We start from the raw sequence: 13,794 nt of genomic DNA, 5'->3' as shown, positions 1-13,794 counted from the left end.
GTTCTAACCGTCGGCAACACTCACGAGTCTTTTTGTGGTCAGAGCGCCGGGTAGGCGTTACGCAGCAGCTCCTGGAACTGGGCCGAGAACCAGCGGCCTGACAGCGGAGCGTTCGGCAGTGCGCCCGAGAGGTTGTTCCCGTTGCGTGGGTTTCCGGTGTAGGTCGGGTCGCACATCCGGTCGAAGCCCTTGCCCTCGTCGTTCGGGATCGCGGAACTCGATCCGTCGGACTCGCCTGGGGGTTTGATCCAGACGTAGGCGTCGATTCCGGCCGCGGGTGCCGCCTTTGGACGTTCGCCGAGGCCCGCGCCCGACTGGTTGCACCAGTTGCCGAGGTGGATCCGGCGGTCGGTCCGGCCGCCGTTGACGTAGGCGTCGACGGCGGTGGACGGTCCGGGGCCGGTCGGCCTGGCCGCGCCGCCCCAGCCGTTACGGGACGTGTCGATCAGCATGCCCACGTTCGACGCGAATCCGGCACGTACCGCTTCGGCCCGGAAGGCCTGCGCGTAGGAAAGCTCGTCGGTATAGCGGTTCCAGTCGACCCATTTGGATTGACGGACCGAGGTGCCGTTCACGGAATCGTTGATGGTGAAATACGGCTCCCTGAGTGCGCCGTAGTTCGCCGTGTTGGCGACGAAGCCGTGCACGTTCGCCAATGTGCTGCCGGATGCCCGTGCGGCTTGGGCGAACAAGGTCGCGGACGCGCCGAAGTTGTCGTCCCAGCCGAGCCAGCCGTGATGCCCGGCGTCGATGTAGTTGTAGACGTTCCCCACGGCGCCGAGTTTGGCCAGCGCGTAGCCGACGCCGCTGATGTAGTTGCCGTTGGCCTTCATCACGTCGCATTGCGGGGTGGCTGTCGGGCGCGGCGTGACGTTGGTGACCAGGTTCGGCAGCGAGTCGATCTCGACGACGTTCACGATCCGCAGCCCGGAATACTTGGGGTCGGCCAGTATCGCGGTGATCGGGTCGATGTAGCTTGTCTTGTACTTGCCCAGCTCGTCGGCCTTGAGTTCACCGTTGGACGCCAGCGCCGCGCAGTCACGGCCCGGCAGGTTGTAGATCACCAGCTGGACGACCAGTGGCCTGCCCGCCGCTTGCCGGACGGCTTCGTCGAGATGCCCGCGCAACCCGCGGCTGGCCGAGGTGCCCGCGATCGCGGCGATCCGGTCCAGCCACACGCCCGTCGGCTGGTTGGCGACCGCGCTGCCGCCGGGTTCGGCGGCTGCCTTCGCCGACCATTCCGGGTTCACGTACACCGACGCGCCGACGTACGGGTTGTCCACCCGGGAGCCACCCGGCGTGGTGGGTGTCGTCGGAGTTGTCGGGGTCGTCGCGCCGGTGCAGGTCGTGCCGTTCAGCTTGAACGTCACCGGTTTGCCGTTGGTGCCGGAATACACCGCGTTGAAGCCGGGAGACGCCGTCGCGCCGGTCCCGAGTGTCCCGTTCCAGCCCGCGTCGCGGACCGTCACGTGGGCGGACTGCTGACTGAACCCGCCGTTCCAGCCCTGTTGCACCTGTTGATTGCCGGGGAAGTCCCAGTCCAGGGTCCAGCCGCCGGTGATCGGGTCACCGAGGTTCGTGATCGCCACGGTGGCGCCGAACCCGGTGTCCCATTGGTTGGTGATGGTGTAGTCGACCTTGCATCCGGGCGCCGCGCCGGCACTCGGTCCGGTCAGCACCACCGTTGTCAGTGCGGCTACAAAGGTGGTCGCGGCCGCTACGCCGGACACACTTTTCGCTCGAAGCCTCATGCATCGCCTCCTTGCGAGCAGAGCAATCCTGAGAGCGCTCCCAGGCAAGATAGCCGGATATCTCGGACCTTGACAAGGCTGTGTGCCACCAAAATATGGGATCGCTCTCAGGCTCCCCCAGGTGGCCCAGTGGCCCGACCTTGGTCTCTTGACGGGAGCGAAAGAGGCGTCGACCATGCATTCGGCGCGTAGTCCTGTTAGCGCTAACACGTTCCCTGTCAAAGTTGTCAGAAGGGGTGTCATGAACGTTCGCCCAGGTAAGTTGAGGCGCCTTCTCATGGGGATGCAAGCACTCGTGCTGGCGGCCGGAACCGTGATGAGCGGAGTTGCCCCGGCTGACGGCTACGCGCCCTCGGCCGAGGTCCCCGTGTCCAAGCCCGTGATGGGCTGGGCTTCGTGGAACACGTTCGCCGCGAAGATCGACTACAACGTGATCAAGGCGCAGGCTGACGCGCTCGTGTCGTCCGGCATGAAGAGCGCCGGATACACCTACGTCAACATCGACGAGGGCTGGTGGCAGGGAACGCGGGACAGTTCCGGCAACATCACCGTGGACACCACGGAGTGGCCGGGTGGGATGAAGGCGATCGCGGATTACCTGCACAGCAAGGGTTTGAAGGCCGGAATCTACACTGACGCCGGTCGCGACGGCTGCGGCTACTACTTCCCGACCGGGCGGCCAGCCGCGCCGGGCTCCGGCAGCGAAGGCCACTACCTGCAGGACATGGTGCAGTTCCAGCGGTGGGGCTTCGACTTCGTCAAGGTCGACTGGTGTGGTGGTGACGCCGAGGGGCTCGATCCGGCGGCGACGTACCGCGCGATCAGCGCGGCCAACCGGGCGGCCACCGCGCAGACCGGCAGGGAACTGGTGCTCTCGATCTGTGACTGGGGCAAGAAGAACCCGTGGAACTGGGGTCCAGGGATGGCCCCGATGTGGCGGACGAGCACCGACATCATCTACTACGGCCAGCAGGCGACGCTGGCGCAGGCGCTGGCCAACTTCGACCAGGCGCAGCATCCGGTTTCGCAGCACACCGGGTACGTCAACGATCCCGACATGCTCACCGTCGGCATGCCCGGCCTGTCGGCGGACGCGGCGCGGACCGAGATGGGCATGTGGGCCGTTTCCGGCGCCCCGCTGCTGGCAGGCGACAACCTCGCGACCATGGACGCGACGACCGCGTCGATTCTCAAGAACCGCGAGGTGATCGCGGTCGATCAGGATCCGCGGGGCCTGCAGGGCGTGAAAGTCGCTGAAGACCAGCCCGGTTTGCAGGTGTACAGCAAAGTACTGGCAGGTTCCGGAAAGCGCGCGGTCCTACTGCTGAACCGGACGTCGGCCGCGGCGACCATGACGGCGCGCTGGGCCGACCTCGGCCTGACCACCACTCCCGCCGCGGTGCGCGATCTGTGGGCAGCGAAGAACACGGGCAGTCCGGCCAGCGGATACAGCGTTTCCGTGCCTGCCAACAATTCGGTGCTCCTGACCGTGTCCGGCACGGAGGCCACCACGGCCCAGTACAAGGGGACAGCAGGAAAATTCACCGGAGTCACCGCGAACGTCACTGGGCTCGCCGTCGCGACGATCGCCTACACCGCCGGTGGGTCCACGGCGACCTTGCGGGTCAACGGCCAGCAGCCGACCGTCGTCGCGTTTCCGCCTGTCAGTTCCGGCACGGTGTCGGCCATTGTCTCGCTGGCCAAGGGGAGTGGCAACACGTTGACGTTCTCGGGTGCGTCTACTTTGGACACGGTCACCATCTCGCCGTTGCCGGGCACGGCCGGCGTCGAAATCATCGGCGCGCAGTCCGGACGCTGCCTGGACATCAACGACAACACCATCGTCGACGGCACCCAGGCCCAGTTGTGGGACTGCGCGGGCGGCCCCAACCAGACGTGGGCTCGCCAGCGTGGCCAGCTGGTCGTCAACGGCGGCAAATGTCTTGACGCCTACGACAGCGGGACCACCAACGGCACGTCGGTCGTGGTCTGGGACTGCCACGGCGGCCGTAACCAGCAGTGGGCCGTCAACGCGAACGGCACGATCACGAACGCGGTGTCCGGGCTGTGCCTGGACGCGAACGACAACGGCGCCGCCAACGGCACGAAGATCGAGCTGTGGACGTGCGGTGGTGGTGACGATCAGCGGTGGTCGCTGAGTTGACACTCACGCGTTCTTGGTGAGCAGGTATCGCCGGTACACGATCGCGGCGAGGAAGGCGGCCACGTACGAGACCGCGTAAACGCTCAATCCGACTGTGGTGAAAGCGAGTCCGAGTGTGGTCATCCCGATTCCGGCCAGTATCGATCCACAAAGGACTCTCGCGCGCAGGCTGAGCATGGACGGGCCGTTGGCCGGCTGGATCGCCGCGATGAACTCCTGGTTGAAGCGCTGGAAGCCTGCTTCGAGAATGAGGAAGAAGACGAAGTACACGACGTAGCCCGGTATCGGGCTCGTCAGCGAGACGGCCGCCGTGGCCAGCAGCCCGGCGGCCACAGCGAACACCCATGGCCTGGTCGATCCCAGCCTCTTCCGTACGGACCTGCTGGTGAAAAGCAAGCTGCCGCACAGCATCGCGGACGTGCTCACCGCGCTGATCGTGCCAATGCCCAAGCCACCCTGGTGCAGCACCCGGCCAGGGTAGGCGACGAGGATGGCGTAGTGCATGCCCTGGAAGAGGGTGATGATCGCGAGTTGGGCGAGCAGTACCTTCGCCACCGGTTCGTTCCGCAGGATGTCGCGGATCCGGGCCTTCGTGGCAGGGCGCGCCCACCCGGCGGGCGGGATCCGCGCCGGCAGGGCGACCGAGGCGTAGATCACCGCCGAGATCACGTGGACGACAGCGGCGGCCATCAGCAGGTCCTGGGCTTGGGTGGTCGCGCCGACGAAGGCGAACAAGACGCCCGCCGCGGAGCCGCCGACGAGCCGCCAGCGGCCAAGCGTCCCCATGGCGTCGTCGACCGGTTCGGGATCGGCGCCGCTGAGCCGCATGGCGTGGGATGCCGCGGCCCTGGTCAGCGCGTCGGTGTAGCCGTGCAGGGCGACGAGCAAGAACACGCCTGGCACGAAACGCGTTGCCACGCACAGTGCCAGCAGCACATAGATCGCGACGGTGAGTAGTTGGGCAGGGATCGCGACGGCGCGCGGGGATCGGTCTTGGCGGAGCCAGTCGATCCCTTTCGGCAGCAGCAGGGGGAGTACCCACTGACAGGCGAAGAGCGCGGAAGCGAACAGGTACGAGTTCGTGATCGAGAGGAGCCAGAGCGCAAGGGCGAGCAGGCCTGCCAGGTTGGCCGCGCTGGTCCAGAGCATGGCTGCGCAGATCTTCGCGGGTGTGGTCCGCCCCTGCCCGTCCTGGCGGGGTGCCGTCGTCGTCTGCGCTTCGTGCATACGGGGTTTATAGCCCGGATGCACACGGATCTCCTTATCTCGCGGATGATTCCGTGTTTCTCGGATAATGCGACGGTATTCGTCGTGACCTTACGGGTCACCCGGGACGGTCGGTGCTCGCCCGGATCACGAGTGCGGTCGGGATGGTGATCGCCACCGGTTCGGCAGGGGTGCCCGCGGTGATCTCGGCGAGCAGCGCCGTGACGGCGCGTTCGCCGACTTCGTCGAAGGACTGGTGGACCGTCGTCAGCGGTGGCCAGAAGTGGGCGGCTTCCTCCATGTCGTCGAAGCCGACGACGCTCACCTCGCCGGGGACGGACCGGCCGGTCTCGTGCAGCGCCCGCAGCAGGCCGAGCGCCATCTGGTCATTGGCGGCGAAAATGGCGGTGACCTCGGGGTTGGCGGCCAGGTTCAGACCGTGTTCGTAGCCCGATCGCGGCGACCAGTCGCCGATGAACGGGGTTGGCACCTCGCGGCAGGCGCTTTCGAGCGTCGCCTGCCAGGACTTGAGCCTGCGCTCGGCCGCGTAAGACTGTGGCGGGCCGGCGATGTGCCAGACCGTCCGATGGCCGAGATCGAGCAGGTGCCGGGTGGCGGACGCGGCTCCCTCGGCTTGGTCGAAGTCGACGACGGGAAGGTCGCGGCGCCCGCCCGCGTCGATGACGACGACCGGAAGCGCGTGTGGCAGTTCGATGTCGCTTTCGTCGAGCTGGTGTTGTTCGATCAGGATGATGACGCCGTCCACGGCCTGCTCGTCGAGGCGGCTGAAGGCGCCCGCGACCTCGCCCTGAGATGGCCTGGTGACCGGCATGAGCACGATCGAAAAGCCTTCCGCCCCCGCAGCGGTCGTGACGGCTTCGAGGGTGCGGCTGTTGCCGAAGGTGGAGAGTGCCGAGATGATCACGCCGATGCTCGAGAACCGGCCGTTGCGCAATGCGCGCGCCGCGCTGTTCGGGCGGTAACCGACGCGGCGCATGGCGGCGAGCACGCGTTCGCGCGTGGCCTCGTCGACGTTCGTCTTGCCGTTGGCGACCCGGGAGACCGTCTGGCCCGACACGCCGGCTTCCTTGGCGACGTCGGCCATCGACGGTGTCCTGGTCTGCCGCGCCACTGGTTGCTCCTTCGGGTGGTGATCCTGGACATGTTTACGTCAACACGTTACCCTCGGCTGTCAAATGTTGACGTAAACATCCAGCAGGAACCCGGAGGGACGATGACGTCCACAGCGGCACCACTCGCACAGGCTCGGCCGAGCCCGGTGAAGCGGGTGCGCCGCCGTCGCCAGTGGCGCGGCTGGATCTTCGTCGCCCCGTTCGTGGTGGTGTTCGCGTTAACATTCCTGGCTCCGATCGGTTATGCGATCGGGCTCAGCCTCTTCCGTGACCAGGCGTTTTTCGGTGGCACGACGTTCGTCGGCGTGGAGAACTACACGCAGGTGCTCGGTGACCCGAAGTTCTGGGAGTCGTTCCTGCGGGTGCTGCGGTTCCTCGTGGTGCAGGTGCCGATCATGCTGGTGCTCGCGCTGATCGCCGCGCTGGCGATCGACAGTGCCCGGCTGCACGCTGCCGGGTTCTTCCGGGTCGTGATCTTCCTGCCGTATGCCGTGCCCGCTGTGGTCGCCGCGCTGATGTGGGGCTTCATCTACGGCGACCACTTCGGGCTCGCCGCGGACCTGAATCATCTGCTCGGCCGCGACGTCGTGAAACCGTTGTCGGACAACTGGATGCTCGCTTCGATCGGCAACGTGGTCACCTGGGAATTCGTCGGCTACAACATGCTCATCTTCTATTCGGCGCTGAAGGTGATCCCCAAGGAGTTGTTCGAGGCGGCCGCGATCGACGGCGCCGGCGCGTTCCGAACCATCGTGAGCATCAAGCTGCCCGCGCTGCGGGGTGCGATCGTGATCGCGACGATCTTCTCGATCATCGGCAGCTTCCAGCTGTTCAACGAGCCGAACATCATGCGCACACTGGTGCCCAACGTGATCGGCACGTACTACACGCCGAACATGTACGCCTACAACCTTTCCTTCGGCGGGCAGCAATACAACTACTCCGCCACGGTCGCGATCGTGATGGGCGTGCTCACCGCGGTCATCGCCTACGTCGTCCAGTTGCGCGGCACCCGGAAGGGGATGTGACTGTGCGAACCGCACGCAAATCCCGTGTCCTCACCGCGGTGATGGCGTTGTACCTGATCTACACGCTGGTGCCGCTGGCGTGGCTGGTGATCAACGCGACCAAGACCCAGTCCGCCCTGTTCTCCAGCTCTGGCTTGTCGTTCGGCGGTTCGTTCGCGCTGTTCGACAACATCGGCGAGACGTTCACCTACGACAACGGGATCTTCCTGCGCTGGCTGGGCAACACACTGCTGTACGTCGTGGTCGGCGCGGGCGGAGCGACACTGCTCGCCACTGCGGCGGGCTACGGGCTCGCCAAGTACCGGTTTCCTGGCCGCAGAGCGGTTTTCGCCGTTGTGCTCGGTGCGGTGGCCGTTCCAGGGACGGCGCTCGCGGTGCCGACCTTCCTGTTGTTCAGCAAGCTCGGGCTGACCAACACGCCGCTCGCCATCATCATCCCGTCGCTGATCAGCCCGTTCGGCCTCTACCTGATCTGGGTGTACGCCTCCGACGCCATCCCGGACGAACTCCTCGAAGCGGCCAGGATCGACGGCGCGGGGGAGATCCGCATCTTCCTCACGGTGACCCTGCGCCAGCTGGTGCCCGGCGTGGTCACGGTCGCGTTGTTCACCATGGTCTCCACCTGGAACAACTACTTCCTGCCGCTGATCATGCTCAGCGAGCCGAAGTGGTACCCGCTCACGGTCGGGCTGAACCAGTGGAGCGCGCAGGCGAACGGCGCGGGCGCCCGGCCGATCTTCCATCTGGTGCTCACCGGTTCGCTGCTCACCATCGTTCCGCTCGTCATCGCTTTCCTGCTCATGCAACGGTTCTGGCAGTCGGGACTGAGCGCGGGCAGCGTCAAGCAATAGGGAAAGGACACTCGATGTCACGCATCCGTAGTCGGGCCAGTGCAGTCGTCGCCGTGGCACTGGCCGCAGCGCTGGCGGCCTGCTCGTCCGGTGCCTCCACCGGGCCTGCCACCACCGGCAACCAGGATTCCGTCGACGCCGCTCTCAAAGCAGGCGGGACCATCACCTACTGGAGCTGGACACCGTCCGCCAAAGACCAGGTCGCCGCGTTCGAGAAGGAATACCCGAACGTCAAGGTCAACTACGTCAACGCGGGCACGAACAAGGACGAGTACACCAAACTCCAGAACGCGATCAAGGCCGGTTCCGGCGCGCCGGACGTCGCGCAGATCGAGTACTACGCGCTGCCGCAGTTCGCGCTGACCGACTCGCTGGCCAACCTCGACCAGTTCGGTTTCGGCGCCTTCGAGAAGGACTTCTCGCCGTCGACCTGGTCCAGTGTGCGGGTCAACAACGGGCTGTACGGCTTGCCGCAGGACTCCGGGCCCATGGCCTTGTTCTACAACAAGGAAGTTTTCGACAAATACAGCATTACCGTGCCGAAGACCTGGGACGAGTACGTCGAGGCGGCCAAGAAGCTGCACGCGGCCGACCCCGCCAAGTACATCACCTCCGACACCGGTGACCCCGGGTTCGCCGCGAGCATGATCTGGCAGGCCGGCGGGCACCCGTTCACCGCCGACGGCCGGAACGTGAAGATCAACCTCGCCGACGCGGGCACCAAGAAGTGGACCGCGAAGTGGAACCAGCTGATCGAGGGCAAGCTGCTCGCCCCGGTCAAGGAATGGTCGGACGACTGGTTCCGCGCACTGGGCGACGGCACCATCAGCACGCTGGTCAGCGGCGCGTGGATGCCGGGTAACTTCACCACCTCGGTCCCCGGCGGCGCCGGAAAGTGGGCGGTGGCCCCGATGCCGACCTACGACGGACAGCCCGTCACCGCGGAGAACGGCGGCGGCGCACAGTCTGTGCTCAAGCAGAGCGCCAACCCGGCACTGGCCGCGGCCTTCGTCCGCTGGCTCAACCACGGCAACGGCGTGCAGCCGTTCATCGCCAGCGGCGGTTTCCCCGCCACCACGGCCGACCTCGACTCGCCCGCCTTCCTCGACGCCCCTGCGCCCTACTTCGGCGGGCAGAAGATCAACCAGGTGCTGACCCAGGCGTCGAAGAACGTCGCGAAGGGCTGGTCCTACCTGCCGTATCAGACCTACGCCAACAGCGTCTTCAGCGACACCGTCGGCAAGGCCTACGTGAGCGGCTCCGCGCTCGACCCGGGGCTGGACGCCTGGCAAAAGGCGCTCGTCGACTACGGCAACCAGCAGGGTTTCACCGTCAGCGCGGGATGAGCCGATGCGAAGCCAGCTCGAGGCCGACGTCGCGGCGGTGATCGGCCCGGTCCCGCGCCGCCTGTTCGGCTCATTCGTCGAGCACATGGGCCGGGCCGTGCACACCGGCATCCACGAGCCGGGACACTCCACATCGGACGGTCGTGGGTTCCGCGGTGACGTGCTCGACCTGGTTCGCGAGCTCGGGCCGACCGTGGTGCGCTACCCCGGCGGGAACTTCGTCTCCGCGTACCGCTGGGAGGACGGGGTCGGCGCCGAACGGCCGGTCCGGCTCGACCCGGCTTGGCACAGTCTCGAATCCAACCGGTTCGGGCTGCACGAGTTCGCCGCGTGGGCCGCGGCCGCGGATGTCGAGATGATGTACGCCGTCAATCTCGGCACCCGCGGTATCCAGGAAGCGGCCGACGTGCTCGAGTACTGCAACCATCCCGGTGGCACCGAGCTGAGCGAGAGACGGCGCGCGAACGGCGCTGACAGCCCGTTCGGCATCCGGCTGTGGTGCCTCGGCAACGAGATGGACGGCCCGTGGCAGGTGGGCCACAAGACCGCCGACGAATACGGCCGTCTCGCCGCCGAGACCGCGCGGCTGATGCGGATGATCGACCCGGGTGTCGAACTGGTCGTCGCCGGTAGCTCGAATCCGGAGATGCCGACGTTCGGGGCGTGGGAGCGCACCGTACTGGAGCACACCGCCGGCCTGGTCGACCACATCTCACTGCACGCCTACTACCAGGAGCACGACGGCGATGTCGGAAGCTATCTCGCCAGCGGGGCCGGGCTCGACGCCTATATTCGCGCCACCGCGGACATCATCGATGCCACCGGGAACAAGAAGGTCGGCATCAGCGTCGACGAGTGGAACGTCTGGGACCAGCGGCTGTGGAACGAGGTCGAGCAGCCACGGCTGACCGCGGGCGGGTGGCGGCACCATCCCGAGATCATCGAGGACACCTACACCATCACCGACGCGGTGGTCGTCGGCTCGTTGCTGAACTCGCTGCTGCGCAACGTCGACCGCGTCACCATGGCCAACCTGGCGCAGCTGGTGAACGTCATCGCGCCGATCCGCACCGAACCCGGCGGCCCGGCGTGGCGGCAGACGACGTTCCATCCGTTCCGGCTCGCCTCCACCTTCGCGAAGGGGCGCAGCCTGCGGCTGGGCGTCGCGGGGGACACCCTCGACACCGAGCGGCACGGCCGGGTCGAGGTCGTCGACGCCGCGGTGACCATCGAGGAGACCGGCCATGGCGCCGTTTTCCTGACCAATCGCGCGGCCACCTCGGCCACCGAGCTCAGCCTGCGCGTTCGCGGCATCAGGCTGGAGCTGGGCGGCACCTGGACCATGGCCGTCCAGCACGGCCAGACCAGGCACACCGTGAACTCCGCCGAAACACAGCCGGTCCGGCCCGTCCCGCTGCGGGACGTGGCCGTCACCCTTGATCCGGAAGGAACCGTCATCACCGCGACACTCCCGCCACTGTCCTGGACCGCGCTGCGGCTGACCCCGGTGGTGCGCGATGCCTGAATTCGTCATCGGGGAGCACGACTTCCTGCTCGACGGGCGCCCGCTGCAGATCATTTCCGGCGCATTGCACTACTTCCGGGTGCATCCCGACCTCTGGGCCGACCGGATCGACAAGGCACGCCGGATGGGCCTCAACACCATCGAGACCTACATCGCGTGGAACGCCCACGCCCCGGAGCCCGGCGAGTTCGACCTCACCGGCGGCCTCGATCTCGACCGGTTCCTGAGGCTCATCGCCGAAGCCGGCATGCACGCGATCGTCCGGCCTGGGCCGTACATCTGCGCGGAATGGGACAACGGCGGCCTGCCGACCTGGCTGCTGCGCGATCCCGAACTGCGTGTCCGCCAGTACAATTCACGCTACCTCGCGGCTGTCCGATCCTATTTGGACAAGGTCTACGAAGTCGTGGTGCCGCACCAGGTAGACCGCGGGGGACCGGTGCTGCTCGTCCAGATCGAGAACGAGTACGGCGCGTTCGGCGACGACAAGCTGTACCTGGCCACACTGACCGAGTACACCCGCGCGGCCGGGATCACCGTCCCGCTCACCACCGTCGACCAGCCGTTGCCGGGGATGCTGGAGAACGGGAGCATCGACGGGCTCCACCGGACCGCGTCGTTCGGCTCGAAGAGCACCGAACGGCTCGCGACCCTGCGCGAGCACCAGCCGACCGGCCCGCTCATGTGCAGCGAGTTCTGGAACGGCTGGTTCGACCACTGGGGCGCGCACCACCACACCACGACGGTCGAGCAGTCGGCGGCCGACCTCGAGGTACTGCTGGCCGCCGGCGCGTCGGTCAACCTGTACATGTTCCACGGCGGCACCAACTTCGGACTCACCAACGGAGCAAACGACAAGGGCGTCTACCAGGCACTGATCACGTCGTACGACTACGACGCGCCGCTCGACGAGGCGGGTGATCCGACGCCGAAGTACCACGCGTTCCGCGAGGTGATCGCCCGCTACGCCAAGGTTCCCGACAGCGTCCCGCCAACGGCTCGTGCGGCACCGACGCCGGTGGCCACGCTGCGCGATGCGGTCTGGCTACTCGAGTCGCCGGAGCGATGGGGAACCTGGCAGGCCTATGAGCGGCTGCCGACGTTCGACGAGCTCACGCCGACACCGCGCTTGGCGTTGCTGTCCAAGGAGATCGAGAGCGACGAGCCCGGAGTACTGAGCTTCGGCGAGATCCGCGATCGCGCCACCGTGTTCTTCGACGGCGACCACATAGGCACGCTGCTGCGAGAGCACCAGGACCGCGCCATCCGGCTCCCGAGGGCACACGGCGAGCTGGTCGTGCTGATCGAGGACCAGGGGAGGGTCAACTACGGGCCCCGGATCGGGGAGCCCAAGGGCGTCATCGGCGGCGCCTTCCTGCACGGCGAACCGCTGCTGGACTGGCAGGTACTCCCGATCGACCTGGACGCCGTGCCGGAGCTGCGGCCCGCCGCCGCCGAAGTCCGCCGCGGACCGGTGGCCGAGCCCGCGGTGATACGCGGTGAGTTCGAGCTCGACGAGCCCGCGGACCTCTTCCTCGACACGGCGGGCTGGGGCAAGGGCATGGTGTGGGTCAACGGGTTCGCGCTCGGCCGCTACTGGCGGCGAGGTCCACAAAGGACGCTCTACGTGCCACGCCCGGTGGTGCGTGCCGGTGTCAACGAGATCGCCGTGCTCGAACTGGACATCATGCTCGAACCCGAGGCCCGTTTCGTGCCTCGTCCGCTGTTGGGACATACCGAAGCCTGACGAACGAAGGGCAGTTCACCGATGAACCGCAGAACCACGTTCCGCCGTCTGCTCACCGTCCTTTGTGTACCGCTCACCGTCACGGGCTTGACCGCCGCGACGGCCACCGCGGCCGAGTCGGTCACCGTTCGCCCTGACCCCACCTACCGGGGTCAGCCGTTCGATGGCTGGGGCGCCAGCCTCGCCTGGATGGCCGAGGCGACCGGCGGCTATCCGGAAGCGATCCGCACCAAGCTCGCCGACATGGTCTTCGGCCCGGACGGGCTGAACTTCACCATCGCCAGGTTCAACATCGGCGGCGGCAACGCCCCGGACGTCCCCGCCTACCTGCGCCCCGGCGGCGCGATCCCCGGCTGGTGGAAGGCACCGCCCGGCACGACCAGGGCGGACAAGGAGTGGTGGACGCCCGGCGACCCGGCCGAGTTCGACCCCGCGGCGGACCCGAACCAGCGCTGGTGGGTCGACCGGATCAAGGAGAACATCACGAAGTGGGAGGCGTTCAGCAACTCGCCGCCGTACTTCCACACCGTGTCCGGGTACGTCTCGGGCGGTTTCAAGGCGACCGACGAACAGCTGCGCACCGAGAAGATCGGTGACTTCACGGCGTATCTCGCCCAGGTCGCCAAAACGCTCGAACGGGCGCACCACATCAAGTTCGACTCGGTGAACGCGCTGAACGAGCCCAACACCGACTACTGGAAGACCACCCTCGGCACCGACGGCAACCCGACCGGCGGCAGGCAGGAAGGCGCGCATATCGGGCCGTCGGTCCAGTCCCAGCTGATCCCGGCGATGGCCGGTGCGCTGTCCGCGGCAGGCCTGCGCGCGAGCGTCTCCGCACCGGACGAGACCAGCCCGGACCTCTTCGCGGCGGACTGGAACGGCTGGTCAGCCGATGCGCGCGCCAAGGCCACGCGGCTGAACGTGCACACCTACGGCACGGGCAATCGCCCGATCCCGCGTGACCTGGCGAAGGGCGCCGCGAAGCCGTTGTGGATGAGCGAGGTCGGCGGCAGCTGGAAGGACGGCCAGGACTTCACCAG

Annotated in this window: 10 protein-coding genes; 7 read left to right on the top strand and 3 right to left on the bottom strand. The window is 67.1% G+C overall.

What is annotated here, in order from left to right; all coding sequences use genetic code 11:
* Positions 1-38 precede the first annotated feature (38 nt).
* Positions 39-1,751, bottom strand: a complete 1,713-nt coding sequence (locus ACFV15_RS10700) for a glycoside hydrolase family 6 protein (protein ID WP_378349979.1) — start codon at positions 1,749-1,751, stop codon at positions 39-41.
* A 277-nt stretch (positions 1,752-2,028) separates the two neighbouring features.
* Here ACFV15_RS10700 and ACFV15_RS10695 point away from each other — a divergent pair, with 277 nt between their 5' ends.
* Positions 2,029-3,915 carry an RICIN domain-containing protein gene (locus ACFV15_RS10695; protein WP_378349978.1) on the top strand — a complete coding sequence of 629 codons (1,887 nt, stop codon included), beginning with the start codon at positions 2,029-2,031 and terminating at the stop codon, positions 3,913-3,915.
* Between the two features lie 3 nt (positions 3,916-3,918).
* Here the strand turns inward: ACFV15_RS10695 and ACFV15_RS10690 are convergent, their stop codons facing one another.
* Complete coding sequence (locus ACFV15_RS10690; protein WP_378349977.1) at positions 3,919-5,142, bottom strand: hypothetical protein; 1,224 nt, start codon at positions 5,140-5,142, stop codon at positions 3,919-3,921.
* A 97-nt stretch (positions 5,143-5,239) separates the two neighbouring features.
* On the bottom strand, positions 5,240-6,226 hold the full coding sequence (locus ACFV15_RS10685) for a LacI family DNA-binding transcriptional regulator (protein WP_378350059.1): 987 nt from the start codon (positions 6,224-6,226) through the stop codon (positions 5,240-5,242).
* Between the two features lie 129 nt (positions 6,227-6,355).
* Here ACFV15_RS10685 and ACFV15_RS10680 point away from each other — a divergent pair, with 129 nt between their 5' ends.
* The 6 genes from ACFV15_RS10680 to ACFV15_RS10655 all read left to right on the top strand — a co-directional run.
* Complete coding sequence (locus tag ACFV15_RS10680; protein WP_378349976.1) at positions 6,356-7,282, top strand: carbohydrate ABC transporter permease; 927 nt, start codon at positions 6,356-6,358, stop codon at positions 7,280-7,282.
* A gap of 41 nt (positions 7,283-7,323) precedes the next feature.
* A complete protein-coding gene (locus ACFV15_RS10675; RefSeq protein WP_378350058.1) occupies positions 7,324-8,133 on the top strand; it encodes a carbohydrate ABC transporter permease in 810 nt (269 codons plus the stop codon).
* 14 nt (positions 8,134-8,147) lie between these two features.
* Positions 8,148-9,479, top strand: coding sequence for an ABC transporter substrate-binding protein (locus tag ACFV15_RS10670; RefSeq protein WP_378349975.1), 1,332 nt, complete (start codon positions 8,148-8,150; stop codon positions 9,477-9,479).
* A 4-nt stretch (positions 9,480-9,483) separates the two neighbouring features.
* Complete coding sequence (locus ACFV15_RS10665; protein ID WP_378349974.1) at positions 9,484-11,004, top strand: alpha-N-arabinofuranosidase; 1,521 nt, start codon at positions 9,484-9,486, stop codon at positions 11,002-11,004.
* A complete protein-coding gene (locus tag ACFV15_RS10660; protein WP_378349973.1) occupies positions 10,997-12,751 on the top strand; it encodes a beta-galactosidase family protein in 1,755 nt (584 codons plus the stop codon). Before ACFV15_RS10665 ends, ACFV15_RS10660 begins: the two co-directional genes overlap by 8 nt.
* A 21-nt stretch (positions 12,752-12,772) precedes the next feature.
* A partial coding sequence (locus tag ACFV15_RS10655; RefSeq protein ID WP_378349972.1) for a glycoside hydrolase occupies positions 12,773-13,794 on the top strand: 1,022 nt, incomplete at its 3' end.

This window comes from Amycolatopsis sp. NPDC059657, from assembly GCF_042734395.1.
GTDB lineage: Bacteria > Actinomycetota > Actinomycetes > Mycobacteriales > Pseudonocardiaceae > Amycolatopsis.
The sequence above is the reverse complement of the archived record's forward strand: the minus strand, read 5'-3'. Positions and strand labels throughout refer to the sequence as shown.